Below are 17,609 nucleotides of genomic sequence, written 5' to 3'. Positions count from 1 at the left end.
CCTCAGCGTAGTCAGCCGGCCTCACGCGCAGTAGCGGAGGAATCTCAAATTCTCGGCGATTCCAGCGCGCCAATGGCCTCGACTCGCGCCTGATGGCGTCCGCCTTCAAACTGCCCGCTTAGCCATGCATCGACGATCATTTTGGCCAAATCCAGCCCCACCACGCGGGAGCCGAAAGCCAGCACGTTGGTATTGTTGTGCTGGCGGGAAAGCAGTGCGGAATAAGGTTCACTGCAAACCACCGCCCGAATACCAGGAAACTTATTGGCGGTGATCGAAATCCCCACGCCGGTACCGCAAATTAAAATGCCGCCTTCGGCTTCGCCGTTCACCACGGCTTCTGCCACCGCGCTGGCGTAGAGCGGGTAATCCGTGCGCTCGCCAGACCAGGTCCCCTTGTCCAGCACCTCAATGCCTTTCTCCTGAAGATGCTCCACAATCTCCGCCTTCAGCAGGAAGCCTACGTGGTCACAGCCAAATGCAATTTTTTTCATTTTATCCTCACCGTTGCCGTTACTTTACGAACCCGACAATTTTCGTGATTTAAGACCGGTTCACTGCCCAATTAATCGTCAAAATTGCCGGGTTCGTGGCCATTTCTACACCGATTCTCTTCACAACACAATGCACAGACTTGTCATTCCCGTGTCATAAAACGACTTCCATTAACGAGAGAATTTAAATTAATTCATTATATTTCATACAAATAAATAAAATTAAGCGATCACCTAACTTCACAAAAAGTAAAACTTTATGAATTAATTATTTTTGTGAAGTGTGCAGCATATTTTCTGCACACGCTGTGGTGTTATAGTGGCGTCTTCACTCTACGGACACGAGAGAACAGGATGAGTCAGTCAGATATTGATTCACAGCCGCCGTTCGGCATCGGCCTTGCCCCCTGGCTGCGCATGAAGCAGGAGGGGATGACGGACAACGAAAGCCGCATCGTCGACTGGTTGTTGAAGCCCGGCAATCTGAGCGATGCCCCGGCCATTAAAGACGTTGCCGAAGCCCTTGCGGTGTCGGAAGCTATGATCGTTAAAGTCTCGAAGCTGCTGGGGTTCAGCGGCTTCCGCAACCTGCGCAGCGCGCTGGTCACCTACTTTTCCGAGTCAGAGCAGGTGCTGCCGACCGAGCTTGCCTTCGACGAAGCGCCGCAGGATGTGGTCAACAAGGTGTTTAACATCACCCTGCGGACCATTATGGAAGGGCAGTCGATCGTCAACGTGGATGAGATCCACCGTGCGGCGCGCTACTTCGCGAAGGCAAAACAACGGGATTTGTACGGCGTTGGCGGCTCAAACGCTATTTGTAACGACATCCAGCATAAGTTTTTACGCATCGGCGTGCGCTGCCAGGCATACCAGGATGCCCACATCATGATGATGTCGGCCTCGCTACTAAAAGAAGGCGATGTAGTACTGGTGGTATCCCATTCGGGGCGCACCGGTGATTTAAAAGCCGCGGTGGAGCTGGCGAAAAAGAACGGCGCAAAAATAATTTGTATTACCCATAGCTATCATTCGCCGATTGCCCGGCTCGCTGATTTTATTATTTGTTCACCGGCGCCCGAGACGCCTTTATTGGGCCGTAACGCTTCGGCGCGTATATTACAATTAACGTTACTCGATGCATTTTTTGTTTCAGTCGCACAGCAAAATATTGAACAGGCAACATTAAATATGCAAAAAACCGGCGCAATTGTGGATTTCTTTTCCCCAGGTGCGCTGAAGTAAAAAAGAGATCCCGCCTAAGCGGGGTCTGACTGTACCCTACACTGAGAATATTATTATGAATAAATATCTGAAAATATTCAGCGGCGCTGCTATGGGCCTGATGTTATCCACCAGCGCTTTTGCGGCTGCCGATTATGCGGTGGTATTAAAAACATTATCCAACCCTTATTGGGTGGATATGAAAAAAGGTATTGAAGATGAAGCTAAAACGCTGGGCGTTAGCGTAGATATTTTTGCTTCGCCTTCGGAGGGGGATTTCCAGTCGCAATTACAGCTTTTTGAAGATTTAACTAATAAGAAATACAAAGGCATCGCTTTTGCGCCGCTCTCCTCGGTCAACCTCGTGGTGCCGGTGGCGAATGCCTGGAAAAAAGGCATTTACCTGGTCAACCTCGATGAAAAAATCGATATGGATAACCTGAAAAAAGCCGGCGGCAACGTCGAAGCCTTTGTTACCACCGATAATGTGGCGGTCGGCGCGAAGGGCGCAGGCTTCATCATTGATAAACTCGGTGCCGCAGGCGGCGACGTGGCCATCATCGAAGGTAAAGCGGGGAACGCCTCCGGCGAAGCCCGCCGCGTAGGCGCCAGCGATGCCTTTAAGAAAGCCAGCCAGATTAAACTGGTTGCCAGCCAGCCCGCCGACTGGGACCGCATCAAAGCGCTCGATGTGGCCACCAACGTGCTGCAGCGAAATCCAAATCTGAAAGCCTTCTACTGCGCCAACGACACCATGGCGATGGGTGCCGCTCAGGCGGTGGCTAACGCCGGGAAGACCGGGAAAATTCTGGTGGTCGGCACCGACGGTATCCCGGAAGCCCGTAAGATGGTGGCTGACGGGCAGATGACCGCCACCGTAGCGCAGAACCCGGCGGATATCGGTTCGACAGGCCTGAAGCTGCTGGTAGATGCGGCGAAAACGGGCAAGGTGATTGCGCTGGATAAGGCCCCGCAGTTTAGCCTGGTGGATTCGGTACTGGTGACGAAATAGTTTTAAACCTGAGTCGCCTGATGCCCTCACCCCGGCCCTCTCCCACAGGGAGAGGGAGAAAAAAGGAGTAGTCCTCGTCCGCAGGGAGAGGGTGAAAGAAGGAGTAACCCTCGTCCGCAGGGAGAGGGTGAAAAAAGGAGTAGTCATCTCTCGCGGGCAAAGGTGCAAAAAGAGTACTAAAAGAAAAGCAGTGGCAGCAGTTATTCCCTCTCCCTTTCGGGACGAGAGAGAACATCAACATCAGCTCGGTACCGTCCCCTCTCCCCTGTGGGGAGAGGGTTAGGGTGAGGGGAAACCTTCGCTAAAAATGATTGAGGCTCGTCATGGTCACGCCATACATTGCAATGGCGGGGATCGGCAAATCCTTTGGTCCGGTTCACGCATTAAAATCGGTTGATTTAACAATATTTCCCGGCGAAATTCATGCGCTGCTCGGGGAAAATGGTGCAGGTAAATCAACCCTGATGAAAGTCCTGTCGGGTATTCACGAACCGACCAAAGGCACCATTACGATTAATAACGTTAATTATGAAAAGCTTGATCATAAATTAGCGGCACAGCTCGGTATTGGGATTATTTATCAAGAACTCAGCGTCATTGATGAATTAACGGTTTTAGAAAATCTTTATATTGGCCGCCACACCACTAAAAAAGTCTTCGGGATTAATATTGTTGACTGGAAAGAGATGCGTATTCGCGCCGCGATGATGCTTTTGCGTGTCGGCTTAAAAGTGGATCTCGATGAAAAGGTGGGTAATTTATCCATCAGTCACAAGCAAATGTTAGAAATTGCCAAAACATTAATGCTGGACGCCAAAGTCATTATTATGGATGAGCCCACCTCTTCTTTAACCAATAAAGAAGTGGATTATCTTTTTCTCATCATGAACCAGCTGCGGAAAGAAGGCACGGCGATGGTGTACATCTCCCACAAGCTCGCCGAAATCCGCCGCATCTGCGACCGCTACACGGTCATGAAGGACGGCAGCAGCGTCTGCAGCGGCCTGGTCAGCGACGTCTCCAACGACGACATTGTGCGCCTGATGGTCGGTCGCGAGCTGCAAAACCGCTTTAGCGCAATGAAAGAGAGCGCCGGGAACGTCGAGCCTGACGTGGTGTTTGAGGTGAAGAACGTCAGCAGCCGCGACCGCAAAAAAGTGAAAGACATTTCGTTCAGCGTCAACCGGGGCGAGATCCTGGGCTTTTCCGGCCTCGTCGGCTCAGGGCGTACCGAGTTGATGGACTGCCTGTTTGGCGTGGACAAACGCTCAGCCGGGGACATTCTGCTTAACGGGAAAAACATCTCGCCCAGCTCGCCGATGGACGCGCTGAAAAAAGGCATGGGCTACATCACCGAAAGCCGCCGCGACAACGGCTTCTTCGCCAACTTCTCCATCGCGCAGAACATGGCCGTCAGCCAGAGCCTCAAGCGCGGCGGTTACAAAGGCGCCATGGGCCTGTTTAACGAGGCCGAGGAGCGCCAGACCGCTGAAGCCCAGCGCCAGCTGCTGGCGCTGAAGTGCCACAGCGTCGACCAAAACATTACCGAACTTTCCGGCGGCAATCAGCAGAAGGTGCTGATTTCTAAATGGCTGTGCTGCAATCCGGAAGTGATCATTTTCGATGAGCCTACCCGCGGCATCGACGTCGGCGCGAAGGCCGAAATCTACAAAGTGATGCGCCAGCTGGCGGATGACGGAAAAGTCATCCTGATGGTGTCGTCTGAGCTTCCCGAAATTATCGCCGTCTGCGACCGCATTGCCGTGTTCTGCGAAGGGCGACTGACGCAAATCCTGACCAATCGCGACGATATCAGCGAAGAGGAGATTATGGCATGGGCATTACCACAAGAATGAAACGCGAAGAAAGCGAGAAAAAACCGTTCAATTTCGCCCAGTTTTGGGACAAATACGGCACCTTCTTCATCCTCGCGATTATCGTCGCCATCTTCGGCACGCTCTCCGCTGAGTACTTCCTGACGGCCAGCAACATCAGCGCCATCTTTGTGCAAAGCTCGGTGACGGTGCTTATCGGTATGGGGGAGTTCTTCGCCATTCTGGTGGCGGGGATCGACCTGTCGGTGGGCGCGATTCTGGCGCTTTCCGGCATGGTCACCGCCAAACTGATGCTGGCGGGCGTCGATCCGTTCCTTGCGGCGCTGATTGGCGGCGTGATTGTCGGCGGGCTGCTCGGGGCGATTAACGGCTGCCTGGTGAACTGGACGGGGCTGCATCCGTTCATCATCACCCTCGGCACTAACGCCATCTTCCGCGGCATCACGCTGGTTATCTCTGACGCCAACTCGGTGTACGGCTTCTCGTTCGACTTCGTGAACTTCTTCGCCGCCACGCCGCTCGGCATTCCGGTGCCGGTGATCTTCTCGCTGATTGTCGCCGGGATACTGTGGTTCCTGACCACCCGCACGCGTCTCGGCCGCAATATTTACGCCCTCGGCGGCAATAAGAACTCGGCGTTCTATTCCGGTATCGACGTGAAGTTCCACATGCTGGTGGTGTTCATCATCTCCGGCATCTGCGCCGGGCTGGCTGGCGTGGTTTCAACCGCGCGTCTTGGGGCGGCAGAGCCGCTGGCGGGCATGGGGTTTGAAACCTACGCCATCGCCAGCGCCATCATCGGCGGCACCAGCTTCTTCGGTGGCAAGGGCCGGATTTTCTCGGTGGTGATTGGCGGCCTGATCATCGGCACCATCAACAACGGGCTCAATATTCTCCAGGTACAAACCTATTACCAGCTGGTGGTAATGGGCGGGCTTATCATCGCTGCGGTGGCCCTGGATCGGTTAATCAGTAAATAAGAACGGCAGATGCGTTGGCCGCACCCGCTGTCAGAAATCCATAGATTTACAGGAGCTTGTAATGAAAATTTCCCCCTCTTTGATGTGCATGGATCTGGCAAAATTCCAGGAACAGATTGAGTTTATCGACCTGCACGCGGACTACTTCCATATCGACATTATGGACGGTCACTTTGTGCCGAACCTGACGCTGTCCCCGTTCTTCGTCGGCCAGGTCAGGAAGCTTGCCAGCAAGCCGCTGGACTGCCACTTAATGGTCACCCGCCCGCAGGATTACATCGTCCCGCTGGCGCAGGCCGGGGCGGACATTATCACCCTGCACCCGGAAACCATTAACGGCCAGGCCTTCCGCCTCATCGAAGAGATCCGCCGCCACGGCATGAAAGTTGGCCTGATTTTGAACCCGGAAACGCCGGTCGAGGCGATGAAGTACTACATTCATAAGGCAGACAAGGTGACGGTGATGACCGTTGACCCGGGGTTTGCCGGCCAGCCGTTTATCCCGGAAATGCTGGAAAAAGTGGCCGAGCTGAAAGCCTGGCGTGAGCGCGAAGGGCTAAGCTACGAGATTGAAATTGACGGTTCCTGCAACGCGGCAACCTATGAACGACTCATGGCCGCCGGAGCAGATGTGTTTATCGTCGGCACTTCCGGGCTGTTTAACCACGCCCGGGATATCGACGAGGCCTGGCAGGTGATGAGCGAGCAGATCCTGGCGGCCAAAGACGAGGTTATGCCCCATGCCAAAACCGCTTAACGTGGTGGCCGGAGTGGATATGGGCGCCACCCATATCCGCCTGTGTTTGCAGGACGAGTCCGGCACGGTGCTGCACTGTGAAAAACAGCGCACGGCAGAGATTATCGTGGGTGGCGTAGTCTGCGGGATCGCCCACCTGTTAAACGATCGACTGGATCGCTTTCACGCCCGCTGTCGCGGCATGGTGATGGGGTTCCCGGCGCTGGTGGGCAAAGACAAGCGCACGATCATCTCCACGCCGAATTTGCCGCTTTCCGCGCTGGAACTGAACGAGCTGGCGGGCAAGCTGGAGGATGCGATCGGCTGCCCGGTCGAGTTTTCTCGGGATGTAAACCTGCAGCTCTCTTTCGACGTCGCGCAAAACAGCCTGCAGCATCAGCAGGTGCTGGGGGCTTATCTCGGCACCGGCATGGGCTTTGCCGTCTGGCTGAACGGCGCCCCCTGGACCGGCGCCCACGGCGTTGCCGGGGAACTGGGCCATATTCCGCAGGGCGATATGCACCTGACCTGCGGCTGTGGGAACGCGGGCTGCCTGGAGACGGTGTGCTCGGGGATTGCCCTGAAACGCTGGTACGACGCCAGCCCGAAAACGTATGAGATTGGCGAGCTGTTTACCTTTGCCGCCCAGGAACCATTTGTCGTTGCCCTGCTCGACCATGCGGCGCGTGCCATCGCCACCAGCATCAACCTGTTCGACCCGGATGCGGTGATCCTCGGCGGCGGGGTGATGGACATGGTCGATTTCCCGCGTGAGGCGCTGGTGGCGCAGACGAAACGCTACCTGCGACGCCCTTTGCCGCATGATGCCGTGCGCTTTATCGACGCGTCTTCCTCGGCCTTCAACGGCGCGCAGGGGGCGGCTACGCTGGCCCGCGCCTGTTTCCTGCCCGCGCTTTACGTAGCGCCTCAGCAAGCTGCGCTCGGGTAAACGGCTTGCGCAGCAGCTCCACATCGGGCAAGTGTTGTTCGCTGCGGCGAAGGTCCTGCCCGCTGATCAGCAACAAGTCCAGCTGAGGATGGTGGCGGCGAGCCTGCTGCAGCACATCCGCGCCGCTTAACTCGCCGGGCAGCATCAGGTCGCTGATCACGAGGCCAATGTCCGGCACCTCCGCCATTAGCTCCAGCGCCTGCCGGCTGTCGCTGGCTTCCAGCGTCAGATAACCCAGCTCATGTAACTGCTCGCACAGCGTCTGGCGTACGTCCGGTTCGTCTTCCAGCACCAGCACAAGCTGGTCGGCAATATCGGCCTGCTCCCCGGCCAGCGGCAAGGCCTCCGGCTGCACTTCCGCAGATGCACGAGGCAGTTGCAATATGACCCGAGTCCCTTTGCCGGGCTCGCTTTCTATTTGCACCCGCCCGCCGGACTGGCGCACAAAGCCATACACCATCGACAGCCCCAGCCCGCTGCCGCTGCCGGTCTGTTTGGTGGTGAAGAACGGCTCAAACACCTGCGCCTTCACTTCATCCGTCATGCCATGGCCGGTGTCGGCCACTTCAATCACCACCATATCCTGTTTGCGCCCTTCGCCGCGCACCACGCGCTGGTTCCAGGTGCGGATTTTGATTTCACCGCTGCGGCCTTCCATCGCGTCCCTGGCGTTCATCACCAGATTGATGATCGCGTTCTCCAGCTGGTTAACGTCGATCCACGCAGGCCAGGCGGGCTGCTGGGCTTCTACGCTAAGCGTGAGGTGGGCGGGCAAAGAGTGGCGCATCAGCGGGTCGAGGTTTTCCAGCAGGCTTTTCATCGCCACCGCACGCGGATGCAGCGATTGCTTACGGGAAAAGGCAAGCAGCCGCTGGGTAAGCTGAGCGCCCCGTTCGGCGGCCTTCAGCGCACGCTGAATGCGCACGGCGTCCGGTGAGTCTGTCGCGGTCAGCTCCAGGCTGCCGATAATCACCGCCAGCAGGTTATTAAAATCGTGCGCCAGGCCGCCGGTGAGTTGCCCCACCGCCTTCATTTTTTGACTGTGCACCAACGCCTCTTCCAGCGCCTTGCGCTCGCTGCGTTCCAGCACCACGTTCACCATGCCCCGCCCCGGCACCGGGCTAAAGTGCAGCTCGATGGTACGCCCGTCCGCCAGCCTCAGTTCCTGCGGCTTCGGCAAAGGCCGGGAGAGATTGCCGAGCATGTGTTCCTGCAGCGGCGTGACCTGTTTGAGTAGCCCGAGGTAGTGCTGGCCGCGTTGCAGGCGCTGTGGATCCAGCCCCAGCAGCAGCGGGTACTGCTGGTTCCACACCACCAGGAAACCGTCGCTGTCGAACAGCGCAAAGCCGTCGCGCATGGCGTGGAAGGTGGTTTCCAGCAGGGTACTTTTCTCTTTCAGCAGCCGCGAAGTGTGCTCCAGCGACGCCGTATTGCGGGCAAAGACGTTAAACGCCCTGGCCAGCTCTCCCAGCTCATCACGCCGCTGCTGCGCAGGCACGCTGACCTCTTTTTCGCCCTTCGCCAGCCGCGTCATCGCCTGGGAAATGGCCGTTAAGTTAGAGCCCAGGTTGCGATAGATATACAGCCCGGCAAAACCGGTGATCACCAGCGCCAGCAGGGCGAACAGGCCGATAAAGGCGATAATGGACTGCAAATCCCGGTGGCTTTGCTGGCTGCGCTGCCGGGACTCTTCCCCGACTTTTTGCACGTACAGGTTGATGTCCTGATTCAGAAAAGCCACCAGCGCTTTGATGTGGTACATGTGCCAGGCGATGCCCAGGTCACTCTCCTCAAGCTGGGCAGAGAGCGGCGGCAGCTGCTGCAGGCCGCTTCTGAACTGCTGCAAAATGCTGTCCGCCAGCGGCGATGGCGCTTGTGCGGGCAAGAGCTGCATCACTTCGCTAAGCTGGCGTACCGCTGGCCTCGGCGAAGAAGACTGAATCGCCACCAGGATCAGGCGATCCATCTCTTTCAGCAGCGCGGCATCCGGCACGTTCAGCCCTTCGCGCGCGTTGACCTCCTGCAAGTGCTCGAGATAGCTCTGGTTCTGGTACAGGGCGCTCAGCAGCAGGTTGCGCTGCAAGTGGCGGCGGTGCCCCATCACCAACATGTTGGTGACGCTGCTTTCCAGCTCGTTGCTGCGGGCGATGATCCGGCTGACTAGCTGCGGTTCGCGTTGGGCCAGCGGCGCGGTAGCCAGATGAGAAAGCGAGTTTTGCAGCGAAAGCTGGGTCTGTTTCAGGCTTTCTGCTTCGCTCTGGTATTCCAGCGCGCCGACGACCTGGGAAAGCCTGACCGCCGCCGTTGCCACGTTGGAGGTGTCGCGCGCCAGCTCCATGCTGCCGGACATGTCGAGCAGCGTTTGCCCCTGCACCTGTTCCTGCAGGCGGCTGGCATGTTCAAAGCCGAGCACCGCCACGCCGCAGACCATCAGCGTGACCGCCACCACCAGCAGGTTGAAGAACAGCAGGCGGCCACGGGCGCTGGCGAAGAAGGACGGGCGAGGCTGGGTCATAGAGGCTCCGTGGTTGTTTTTTCCCCTCACCCTGACCCTCTCCCCAAAGGGGAGAGGGAAAATAGAGGACAACGAATAGCGCGCCGCCTTTCCCCCTCTCCCTTTCAGGGAGAGGGCCGGGGTGAGGGTCACACATTCACTCCAGTTAAGCATTGCACGGATTTTGATAAATATTTCCACGCCGGGAATGTGATCCAGGTTAACTATTCAACTCTATGACAAATATGAACGGCGGCTGACATTTTGCATTTACCGGCGCGTGGTTGACTGGCCTTATAAATAACCACCACAGGCGCCGCACCATGAGCAGAGTCCCCATTCTGGAAATGCGCAATATTGCCAAGTCGTTTGGCAAATTTTATGCGCTAAAAGGCGTCGATTTAACGGTCTTTCCCGGTGAAATCCATGCGCTAATGGGCGAGAACGGCGCGGGTAAAAGCACCCTGATGAAGATCCTCGCCGGGGCTTACATCGCCACCAGCGGCGAAGTGCTGATTGACGGTGAACCCTACGCCATCAAAGGCCCGAAAGATGCCCTCAACGCTGGCATCACGCTGATTTACCAGGAGATGCAGCTCGCGCCAAATCTCACCGTGGCAGAGAACATTTTCCTCGGCAGCGAGCTGGCGCGCGGCGGCCTGGTGCAGCGTAAAGAGATGGTGCAGCAGGCGCAGGCGGTGATTGACCGCCTCGGGGCACAGTTCAAAGCCACCGACCTGGTCATGAAGCTCACCATTGCCGAACAACAGCAGGTTGAGATTGCCCGTGCGCTCCAGCGCAACAGCCGTATTCTGGTGATGGATGAACCCACCGCCGCCCTCTCCTCTCGCGAAACGCATCGCCTGTTTGAGCTGATTTTCCGCCTGCGCGATGAAGGCATGGCGATTATCTACATCAGCCACCGCATGGCGGAGATCTATGAGCTGTCTGACCGGGTCAGCGTGCTGCGCGACGGCCAGTACGTCGGCAGCCTGACGCGCGAAAACCTGAACGCCAGCGAGCTGGTCAAAATGATGGTGGGCCGCCCCCTCAGCGACCTGTTTAACAAAGAACGTGATATCCCATTGGGCAGCCCTCGCCTGAATGTCCATCACCTGACGGACAACGGCAAAGTGCAGCCTGTGAGCCTGCATGTACGTTCCGGGGAGATAGTCGGCCTGGCCGGATTGGTTGGCGCGGGACGTTCAGAACTGGCGCAGCTGATCTTCGGCGTGCGCAAACCTACGGGCGGCTCGATTGAGATCGACGGCCAGCCTGTGACGCTGCACTCCCCCCGCGAGGCAATTCAGCACGGTATTGGCTTCCTGACCGAAAACCGCAAAGAGCAGGGGCTGTTCCTTGAGCTGGCCGCGCAGGACAACATCACCATGGCCACGCTTGAGCGTGACGCCCACTTCGGCATGCTCGACCGCAAAAAAGCCCAGACCATTTCCGACGACGCCATCAGCCTGCTGAATATTCGCGTCCCTCACGCGCAGGTTCGCGCCGGGGGCCTGTCCGGCGGCAACCAGCAAAAACTGCTGATCTCCCGCTGGGTTGCCATTGGCCCCCGCATCCTGATCCTCGACGAGCCAACGCGCGGCGTGGACGTGGGCGCAAAAAGCGAGATTTACCGCATCATGAACCAGCTGGCCCGCCAGGGCGTGGCCATTTTAATGATTTCCAGCGAGCTGCCCGAAGTCGTGGGCATGAGCGACCGGGTGTACGTCATGCGCGAAGGCAGCATTGCCGGCGAGCTGCTGCGCCACGACATTACGCAAGAAAATATTATGACCCTGGCTACCGGCGTGACCGAGGCCCATAAGAAAGAGGTACACCATGACTAACTCAGGCACGCAACCGGTGGCAAAATCCGCCTCGCTCAAAAAAGCCCTGTTCGGCGATTTGATGCAAACCGTCGGTATTCTGCCGATTCTGGTACTGATCATCGCCGTCTTTGGTTTTGTCGCCCCTAACTTCTTCACCGAGTCTAACCTGCTCAATATCGCCCGCCAGTCATCCATCAACATCGTGCTGGCGGCTGGGATGACCTTCATCATTCTGACCGGCGGTATCGATCTGTCCGTCGGCTCCATCCTCGGCACCACCGCCGTCACGGCGATGGTGGTGTCGCTGATGCCCGGCTGGGAAGGCCTGTCGATTCCGGCGGCGCTGCTGATGGGCACCGGGCTGGGGCTGTTTAACGGCATGCTGGTCGCCTGGGCTGGGCTGCCGCCGTTTATCGTCACGCTCGGCACCTATACCGCCCTACGCGGCGCGGCGTATCTGTTGGCCGACGGCACCACAGTGATTAACTCCAACATCAATTTCGAGTGGATTGGTAACGCCTATCTCGGCCCGGTGCCGTGGCTGGTGGTTATCGCCCTGCTGGTGATTGCGGTGTGTTGGTTCATTCTGCGCCGCACCACGCTGGGCGTTCATATCTACGCGGTGGGTGGCAACATGCAGGCGGCACGCCTGACCGGCATCAAAGTGTGGATGGTGTTGCTGTTCGTGTACGGCATGAGCGGGCTGCTTTCCGGCCTGGGCGGCATCATGAGTGCGTCACGGCTTTACAGCGCCAACGGTAACCTCGGCGTGGGCTATGAGCTGGACGCCATCGCCGCAGTGATCCTCGGCGGAACCAGCTTCGTGGGCGGAATTGGCACCATCACCGGCACGCTGGTGGGGGCGCTGATTATCGCCACGCTCAACAACGGCATGACGCTGATGGGCGTCTCCTATTTCTGGCAATTGGTGATCAAAGGGGCGGTGATCATCATAGCGGTGCTGATCGACAAATACCGTACCCGTCACAATCAAAGTGCATAACAACAAAACCCTACCCTACGAGTGAGGAAAACAGCATGCGTTTGAAACCTATAGTTACTGCGTTACTGGCTGGTGCAATGATCGCAGGCGCGCCGTTTGCCCAGGCGAAAGAGTTAAAGTCGATCGGCGTGACGGTGGGCGACCTCGCCAACCCGTTCTTCGTGCAGATCACCAAAGGTGCCGAGCTGGAAGCCCGCAAGCTCGCCGGTGATAACGTGAAAGTGACGCTGGTCTCCAGCGGCTACGATCTTGGCCAGCAGGTGGCGCAGATCGACAACTTTATCGCCGCCAAGGTGGACATGATCATCCTTAACGCCGCGGATTCTAAAGGGATCGGCCCGGCGGTAAAACGCGCGAAAGACGCCGGGATCGTTGTTGTGGCGGTGGACGTTGCGGCAGACGGCGCCGATGCCACGATCACTTCCGATAACACTCAGGCCGGGCAAATGGCCTGTAAGTACATTTCGGATCGCCTGAAAGACAAAGGCAACGTGGTGATCATCAACGGGCCGCCGGTTTCCGCCGTGCAGAACCGCGTCGAAGGCTGCGAAACCGAATTCAAAAAACACCCGGATATTAAGATCCTTTCGTCTAACCAGAATGCTAAGGGCAGCCGCGAAGGTGGCCTGGAAGTGATGACCTCGCTGCTGGCGGCGAATCCGAAGATCGACGGCGTGTTTGCGATCAACGATCCAACGGCGATCGGGGCCGATCTGGCGGCAAAACAGGCTCAACGTAGTGAGTTCTTTATTGTCGGCGTGGACGGCAGCCCGGATGGGGAAGAAGCCCTGAAGCGCGGCGGCAGCTCGCTGTTTGTGGCGACCCCGGCTCAGGATCCGCAGGTGATGGCGGCGAAAGCGGTTGAGATTGGCTATGACATTTTGCAGGGCAAACCCGCGCCGAAAGGCCCGGTGCTGATCCCGGTGACGATGATCGATAAGAGCAATATCGGCAGCTACAAAGGGTGGACGGTGAAGTAATTTGCCCCTCACCCCGGCCCTCTCCCCAAAGGGGAGAGGGAGAAAATCGTAAGTCCCCTCTCCCTTCCAGGGAGAGGGTTAGGGTGAGGGTCCACATCAAAGGAAGGCCAGATGAAACGCTCCGAGGTCAATCAATACCTGAATGAAACCCGGCAGTTTTTTGCCCGCCACGGTGTACAACTACCGCCGTTCGCCAGCTTCTCACCGCAAAAATGGCTGCAGGTTAACCCCCGCAGCTGGCAAGAGGTCTTCGATCTGAAACTCGGGTGGGATATCACCGACTTCGGCGGCGGCGACTTCCTGACTATGGGCCTGACGCTGTTTACCCTGCGCAATGGCTCCCCGGAAGGCGCGCCCTACGCCAAATCCTACGCCGAGAAAGTCATGCATGTGCGTGATAACCAGATGACGCCGATGCATTTTCACTGGAGCAAGCAGGAAGACATCATCAACCGGGGCGGCGGGAACTTGATTGTCGAACTGTGGCAGTCCGATCCCTTCGAACAGCCTGACGAAACAGACATCACGGTGGTGATTGACGGCTGCCGCCAGACGCACGCGGCGGGCAGCCAGCTGCGCTTATCGCCCGGCGAAAGCATCAGCCTGGTGCCAGAGATGTACCACAGCTTTTGGGGGGAGCCGGGCTACGGCGACGTGCTGGTCGGTGAAGTGTCGATGGTTAACGATGACGACCACGACAACCGCTTTTTAAAACCGCTTGAGCGCTTCAGTACCCTTACCGAAGATGCTGCCCCGGCGCTGCTTTTGTGCCATGAATACCGGCAGTTTATCTAAACCGCATTATTTTCGCCGTGGGTGATGTCGGCGGCGAAGACGTAACCCACGCCGCGGATGGTGCGAATCAGCGTGGGCTGGTGCGGATTGACCTCGATTTTTCGGCGCAGCCGCATGATTAAGACGTCGATGGTGCGGTCGAACACTTCGAGGCTTTCGCTGTGGGTTAGCTCGAGCAGCTTTTCTCGCGACAGCACTTTCCTGGCGTTCTGCACCAGGGAAAGTAGCAGGCCATATTCGCCCTGAGTGAGATCAACCTGCTGCTGTTGAGCATTCATCAACTGGCAGCGATCGGTGTCCAGCCGCCAGCCGTTAAACTGCAGCCCGCTGTTTTTGGTCGGGCTGCTTTCTACGGCCAGCGCTCCGCTGCGCCTCAATACCGCCTTCACCCGCGCGACGACCACGCGACCGTTGAACGGTTTGGCGATGTAGTCATCGGCGCCCATTTCCAGCCCCACGACAACGTCGGACTCGCTGCCCATGCCGGTCAACATCACCACCGGTAAAGCGGGACGCAGTTTCTGCACCTGCTGAAGCACCAGCAGGCCGTTGGTATCCGGCAGCATCATATCCAGCAAAATCAGCGCAACAGAAGGCTCTGACGCCACAATTTGCAGCGCTTCATTCCCGCTGTGGCATACCAACACATCAAAAACGTGTTCACTGAGCACATCGCGCAGCACGTCGCAAATGGCCTTGTCGTCATCCACCACCAGGATTGCAGGTTTCATTATTGTCTCCGGAGGGGAGGAGGTTCTTTTTAGTGTGAGCGATTGTTGATTGCGCGCCGCAGAAAGAACACAAATCCGTGCGGAATTTTCTATCACTGTCACAAATGGCCGTCAGTTCGACACGTCATTTATGACGAAATCCCCGGTCTTTCGTCAGCCCATTCGTCGGATACCCGCCAAACCCGCGCCAATACCCACTCACTCTATGTGGCATAGATAATGCATTGAGTGGCGCAGCAAGGCGGTTTGCATTTATCGCCGCACTTAAATGACAGCATTGACTGGAGCAACATGATGAAAAAAGTCGTCACGGTTTGCCCCTATTGCGCCTCGGGTTGCAAGATAAACCTGGTGGTGGATAACGGCAAAATCGTCAAGGCGGAAGGCGCACAGGGTAAAACCAACCAGGGCGACCTGTGCCTGAAGGGGTATTACGGTTGGGATTTTATCACCGACACCAAAATCCTTACCCCGCGCCTGAAAACTCCGATGATTCGCCGCGAGCGCGGCGGCAAGCTGGAAGCCGTATCCTGGGACGAAGCGCTGGATTACGTCAGCTCACGCCTGAGCGAGATCAAAGCCAAGTATGGCCCGAACGCCATTCAAACCACCGGCTCCTCACGCGGGACCGGCAACGAAACCAACTATGTAATGCAAAAATTTGCGCGCGCCGTTATTGGAACCAATAACGTCGATTGCTGCGCACGTGTCTGACACGGCCCATCGGTTGCAGGTCTGCACCAGTCGGTCGGGAATGGCGCGATGAGTAACTCCATCGTCGAGATTGAGGATACTGATTTAGTCTTTGTGTTCGGGTACAACCCGGCAGATTCACACCCTCTCGTGGCTAATCGCGTGATTAAAGCGAAGCAGAAAGGGGCTCAGATTATCGTTGTCGATCCGCGCAAAATTGAAACCGCGCGCATTGCCGACATGCATTTAAGGTTACGCAACGGCTCAAACATCGCGCTGCTGAATGCGATTGGCCACGTCATTATTGAAGAGAATCTTTACGACCACGCTTTCGTCGCTTCTCGTACCGAGGGCTTCGAGGAGTATCGCAAAATTGTTGAAGGCTACACGCCGGAATCCGTAGAAGAAATCACTGGCGTCAGCGCCGGGGAAATCCGTGCGGCCGCGCGTATGTATGCCAAAGCCAAAACGGCCACCATCCTGTGGGGCATGGGCGTGACCCAGTTCTACCAGGGCGTGGAAACCGTGCGCTCGCTCACCAGCCTGGCGCTGATGACCGGCAACCTCGGCAAGCCTAACGTGGGTGTGAACCCGGTTCGCGGCCAGAACAACGTGCAGGGTGCCTGCGATATGGGCGCGCTACCGGATATGTTCCCCGGCAATCAGTACGTTCGTGACGCGGAAACCCGCAGCAAATTTGCTGCAGCCTGGGGCGTTGACGCGCTGCCGGAAGCTAACGGCTACCGCATCAGCGAACTGCCTCACCGGGTTGAACACGGGGAAGTCCGTGCGGCCTATATTATGGGGGAAGATCCGCTCCAGACCGACGCCGAGCTTTCCGCCGTGCGCAAAGCGTTTGCCGGGCTTGAGCTGGTGATTGTGCAGGACATCTTCATGACTAAAACCGCCGCCGAGGCAGACGTTATTTTACCGTCCACCTCCTGGGGCGAGCATGAAGGCGTCTTCACCGCAGCCGACCGCGGTTTCCAGCGCTTCTTTAAAGCAGTTGAGCCGAAGTGGGATCTCAAAACGGACTGGCAGATTATCAGTGAAATCGCCACCCGTATGGGCTACCCGATGCGCTACAGCAACACCCAGGAAATCTGGGACGAGCTGCGCCACCTGTGCCCGGACTTCTACGGGGCAACCTACGAGAAGATGGGCGAGCTGGGCTATATCCAGTGGCCTTGCCGGGACACGTCCGACGCGGATCAGGGCACCTCTTACCTGTATGAGAGCAAGTTCGAGCGCCCTAACGGACTGGGGCAGTTCTTCACCTGCGACTGGGCACCACCTATCGATCGCGTCACCGACGAGTACCCGATGGTGCTTTCGACGGTGCGTGAAGTAGGCCACTACTCCTGCCGTTCAATGACCGGGAACTGTGCAGCCCTGGCAGCGCTGGCCGATGAGCCGGGTTATGCACAAATCCACGTCGAAGATGCCGCCCGGCTGGGCATTGAAGATGAAGCATTGATTTGGGTGAATTCGCGCAAAGGCCGGGTTATTACCCGAGCTGCGGTCAGCGAGCGTCCGAATAAAGGCGCGGTGTACATGACCTATCAGTGGTGGATTGGTGCCTGTAATGAGCTGGTGACGGAGAACCTGAGCCCGATTACCAAAACGCCGGAGTACAAGTACTGCGCCGTACGCGTCGAGCCGATCGCCGATCAGCAGGCCGCCGAGCAGTATGTGATTGATGAGTACAACAAGCTGAAGGCCCGGCTGCGCGAAAGCGCTATGGGGTAAGACATCCCCTCACCCTAACCCTCTCCCCAAAGGGGAGAGGGGATAAAGAACTCTCGCAACTCGGGGAAAGTGAAGTTTTCCTCCCTCTCCCCTGTGGGGAGAGGG

The 17,609-nt window shown here is 57.4% G+C and carries 14 protein-coding genes; 11 read left to right on the top strand and 3 right to left on the bottom strand.

The genetic code is table 11. The annotated features are described in order from the left end of the window. Window positions 1–44: 44 nt before the first annotated feature. Entirely contained in the window at window positions 45–494 is a 450-nt protein-coding gene (gene rpiB / locus B9Y90_RS11570; RefSeq protein ID WP_039289417.1) for a bifunctional allose-6-phosphate isomerase/ribose-5-phosphate isomerase RpiB, read from the bottom strand. Between the two features lie 354 nt (window positions 495–848). Between rpiB and B9Y90_RS11565 the strand changes: the two genes are divergently transcribed. The 6 genes from B9Y90_RS11565 (at window position 849) to alsK (ending at window position 7,230) form a co-directional block, all read left to right on the top strand. Then, complete coding sequence (locus tag B9Y90_RS11565; RefSeq protein WP_008455739.1) at window positions 849–1,739, top strand: MurR/RpiR family transcriptional regulator; 891 nt, start codon at window positions 849–851, stop codon at window positions 1,737–1,739. A 55-nt stretch (window positions 1,740–1,794) separates the two neighbouring features. Then, window positions 1,795–2,730 (top strand): D-allose transporter substrate-binding protein, encoded by a 936-nt coding sequence (gene alsB, locus B9Y90_RS11560; protein WP_085541311.1) that lies wholly within the window; start codon window positions 1,795–1,797, stop codon window positions 2,728–2,730. Between the two features lie 323 nt (window positions 2,731–3,053). Then, complete coding sequence (gene alsA, locus B9Y90_RS11555; protein ID WP_039289412.1) at window positions 3,054–4,586, top strand: D-allose ABC transporter ATP-binding protein AlsA; 1,533 nt, start codon at window positions 3,054–3,056, stop codon at window positions 4,584–4,586. Next, window positions 4,565–5,545 (top strand): D-allose ABC transporter permease, encoded by a 981-nt coding sequence (alsC, locus tag B9Y90_RS11550; RefSeq protein ID WP_038476559.1) that lies wholly within the window; start codon window positions 4,565–4,567, stop codon window positions 5,543–5,545. The genes alsA and alsC overlap by 22 nt, the downstream gene beginning before the upstream one ends. A 61-nt stretch (window positions 5,546–5,606) precedes the next feature. Then, complete coding sequence (gene alsE, locus B9Y90_RS11545; protein ID WP_085541310.1) at window positions 5,607–6,302, top strand: D-allulose 6-phosphate 3-epimerase; 696 nt, start codon at window positions 5,607–5,609, stop codon at window positions 6,300–6,302. Beyond that, window positions 6,286–7,230 carry an allose kinase gene (alsK, locus tag B9Y90_RS11540; RefSeq protein WP_085541309.1) on the top strand — a complete coding sequence of 315 codons (945 nt, stop codon included), beginning with the start codon at window positions 6,286–6,288 and terminating at the stop codon, window positions 7,228–7,230. The genes alsE and alsK overlap by 17 nt, the downstream gene beginning before the upstream one ends. Here the strand turns inward: alsK and B9Y90_RS11535 are convergent. Further along, window positions 7,163–9,745, bottom strand: a complete 2,583-nt coding sequence (locus B9Y90_RS11535; protein WP_085541308.1) for an ATP-binding protein — start codon at window positions 9,743–9,745, stop codon at window positions 7,163–7,165. The genes alsK and B9Y90_RS11535 overlap by 68 nt on opposite strands. A 302-nt stretch (window positions 9,746–10,047) precedes the next feature. Between B9Y90_RS11535 and B9Y90_RS11530 the strand changes: the two genes are divergently transcribed. The 4 genes from B9Y90_RS11530 to B9Y90_RS11515 all read left to right on the top strand — a co-directional run bounded on the left by B9Y90_RS11530 (window position 10,048) and on the right by B9Y90_RS11515 (window position 14,331). Next, window positions 10,048–11,571, top strand: a complete 1,524-nt coding sequence (locus tag B9Y90_RS11530) for a sugar ABC transporter ATP-binding protein (protein ID WP_085541307.1) — start codon at window positions 10,048–10,050, stop codon at window positions 11,569–11,571. Next, the gene (locus tag B9Y90_RS11525) at window positions 11,564–12,556 is read left to right on the top strand and encodes an ABC transporter permease subunit (protein WP_008455753.1); all 993 of its coding nucleotides are present in this window, start codon (window positions 11,564–11,566) and stop codon (window positions 12,554–12,556) included. Before B9Y90_RS11530 ends, B9Y90_RS11525 begins: the two co-directional genes overlap by 8 nt. Before the next feature lie 35 nt (window positions 12,557–12,591). Further along, window positions 12,592–13,536 carry an ABC transporter substrate-binding protein gene (locus tag B9Y90_RS11520; RefSeq protein WP_085541306.1) on the top strand — a complete coding sequence of 315 codons (945 nt, stop codon included), beginning with the start codon at window positions 12,592–12,594 and terminating at the stop codon, window positions 13,534–13,536. A gap of 111 nt (window positions 13,537–13,647) precedes the next feature. Further along, complete coding sequence (locus B9Y90_RS11515; RefSeq protein ID WP_085541305.1) at window positions 13,648–14,331, top strand: D-lyxose/D-mannose isomerase; 684 nt, start codon at window positions 13,648–13,650, stop codon at window positions 14,329–14,331. Here the strand turns inward: B9Y90_RS11515 and B9Y90_RS11510 are convergent. Next, entirely contained in the window at window positions 14,328–15,062 is a 735-nt protein-coding gene (locus tag B9Y90_RS11510) for a response regulator (protein ID WP_085541304.1), read from the bottom strand. The genes B9Y90_RS11515 and B9Y90_RS11510 overlap by 4 nt on opposite strands. Before the next feature lie 294 nt (window positions 15,063–15,356). Here B9Y90_RS11510 and fdhF point away from each other — a divergent pair, with 294 nt between their 5' ends. Beyond that, window positions 15,357–17,504, top strand: coding sequence for a formate dehydrogenase subunit alpha (fdhF, locus tag B9Y90_RS11505; RefSeq protein ID WP_085541303.1), 2,148 nt, complete (start codon window positions 15,357–15,359; stop codon window positions 17,502–17,504). The last annotated feature ends 105 nt before the right edge of the window (window positions 17,505–17,609 follow it).

It is taken from the genome of Cedecea sp. NFIX57, assembly GCF_900177785.1.
In the GTDB taxonomy this organism is placed as follows: Bacteria; Pseudomonadota; Gammaproteobacteria; order Enterobacterales; family Enterobacteriaceae; genus Cedecea; species Cedecea neteri_C.
This window is presented reverse-complemented; position numbering and strand designations above follow the sequence as displayed.

Excerpts from the sequence above, each read along its gene's own strand:
- B9Y90_RS11525 (WP_008455753.1), top strand. The coding sequence starts at position 11,564 with ATGACTAACTCAGGCACGCAACCGGTGGCAAAATCCGCCTCGCTCAAA.
- alsE (WP_085541310.1), top strand. The coding sequence starts at position 5,607 with ATGAAAATTTCCCCCTCTTTGATGTGCATGGATCTGGCAAAATTCCAG.
- B9Y90_RS11535 (WP_085541308.1), bottom strand. The coding sequence starts at position 9,745 with ATGACCCAGCCTCGCCCGTCCTTCTTCGCCAGCGCCCGTGGCCGCCTG.
- B9Y90_RS11515 (WP_085541305.1), top strand. The coding sequence starts at position 13,648 with ATGAAACGCTCCGAGGTCAATCAATACCTGAATGAAACCCGGCAGTTT.
- B9Y90_RS11520 (WP_085541306.1), top strand. The coding sequence starts at position 12,592 with ATGCGTTTGAAACCTATAGTTACTGCGTTACTGGCTGGTGCAATGATC.
- B9Y90_RS11530 (WP_085541307.1), top strand. The coding sequence starts at position 10,048 with ATGAGCAGAGTCCCCATTCTGGAAATGCGCAATATTGCCAAGTCGTTT.
- alsB (WP_085541311.1), top strand. The coding sequence starts at position 1,795 with ATGAATAAATATCTGAAAATATTCAGCGGCGCTGCTATGGGCCTGATG.
- rpiB (WP_039289417.1), bottom strand. The coding sequence starts at position 494 with ATGAAAAAAATTGCATTTGGCTGTGACCACGTAGGCTTCCTGCTGAAG.
- alsA (WP_039289412.1), top strand. The coding sequence starts at position 3,054 with ATGGTCACGCCATACATTGCAATGGCGGGGATCGGCAAATCCTTTGGT.
- alsK (WP_085541309.1), top strand. The coding sequence starts at position 6,286 with ATGCCAAAACCGCTTAACGTGGTGGCCGGAGTGGATATGGGCGCCACC.
- alsC (WP_038476559.1), top strand. The coding sequence starts at position 4,565 with ATGGGCATTACCACAAGAATGAAACGCGAAGAAAGCGAGAAAAAACCG.
- B9Y90_RS11510 (WP_085541304.1), bottom strand. The coding sequence starts at position 15,062 with ATGAAACCTGCAATCCTGGTGGTGGATGACGACAAGGCCATTTGCGAC.
- B9Y90_RS11565 (WP_008455739.1), top strand. The coding sequence starts at position 849 with ATGAGTCAGTCAGATATTGATTCACAGCCGCCGTTCGGCATCGGCCTT.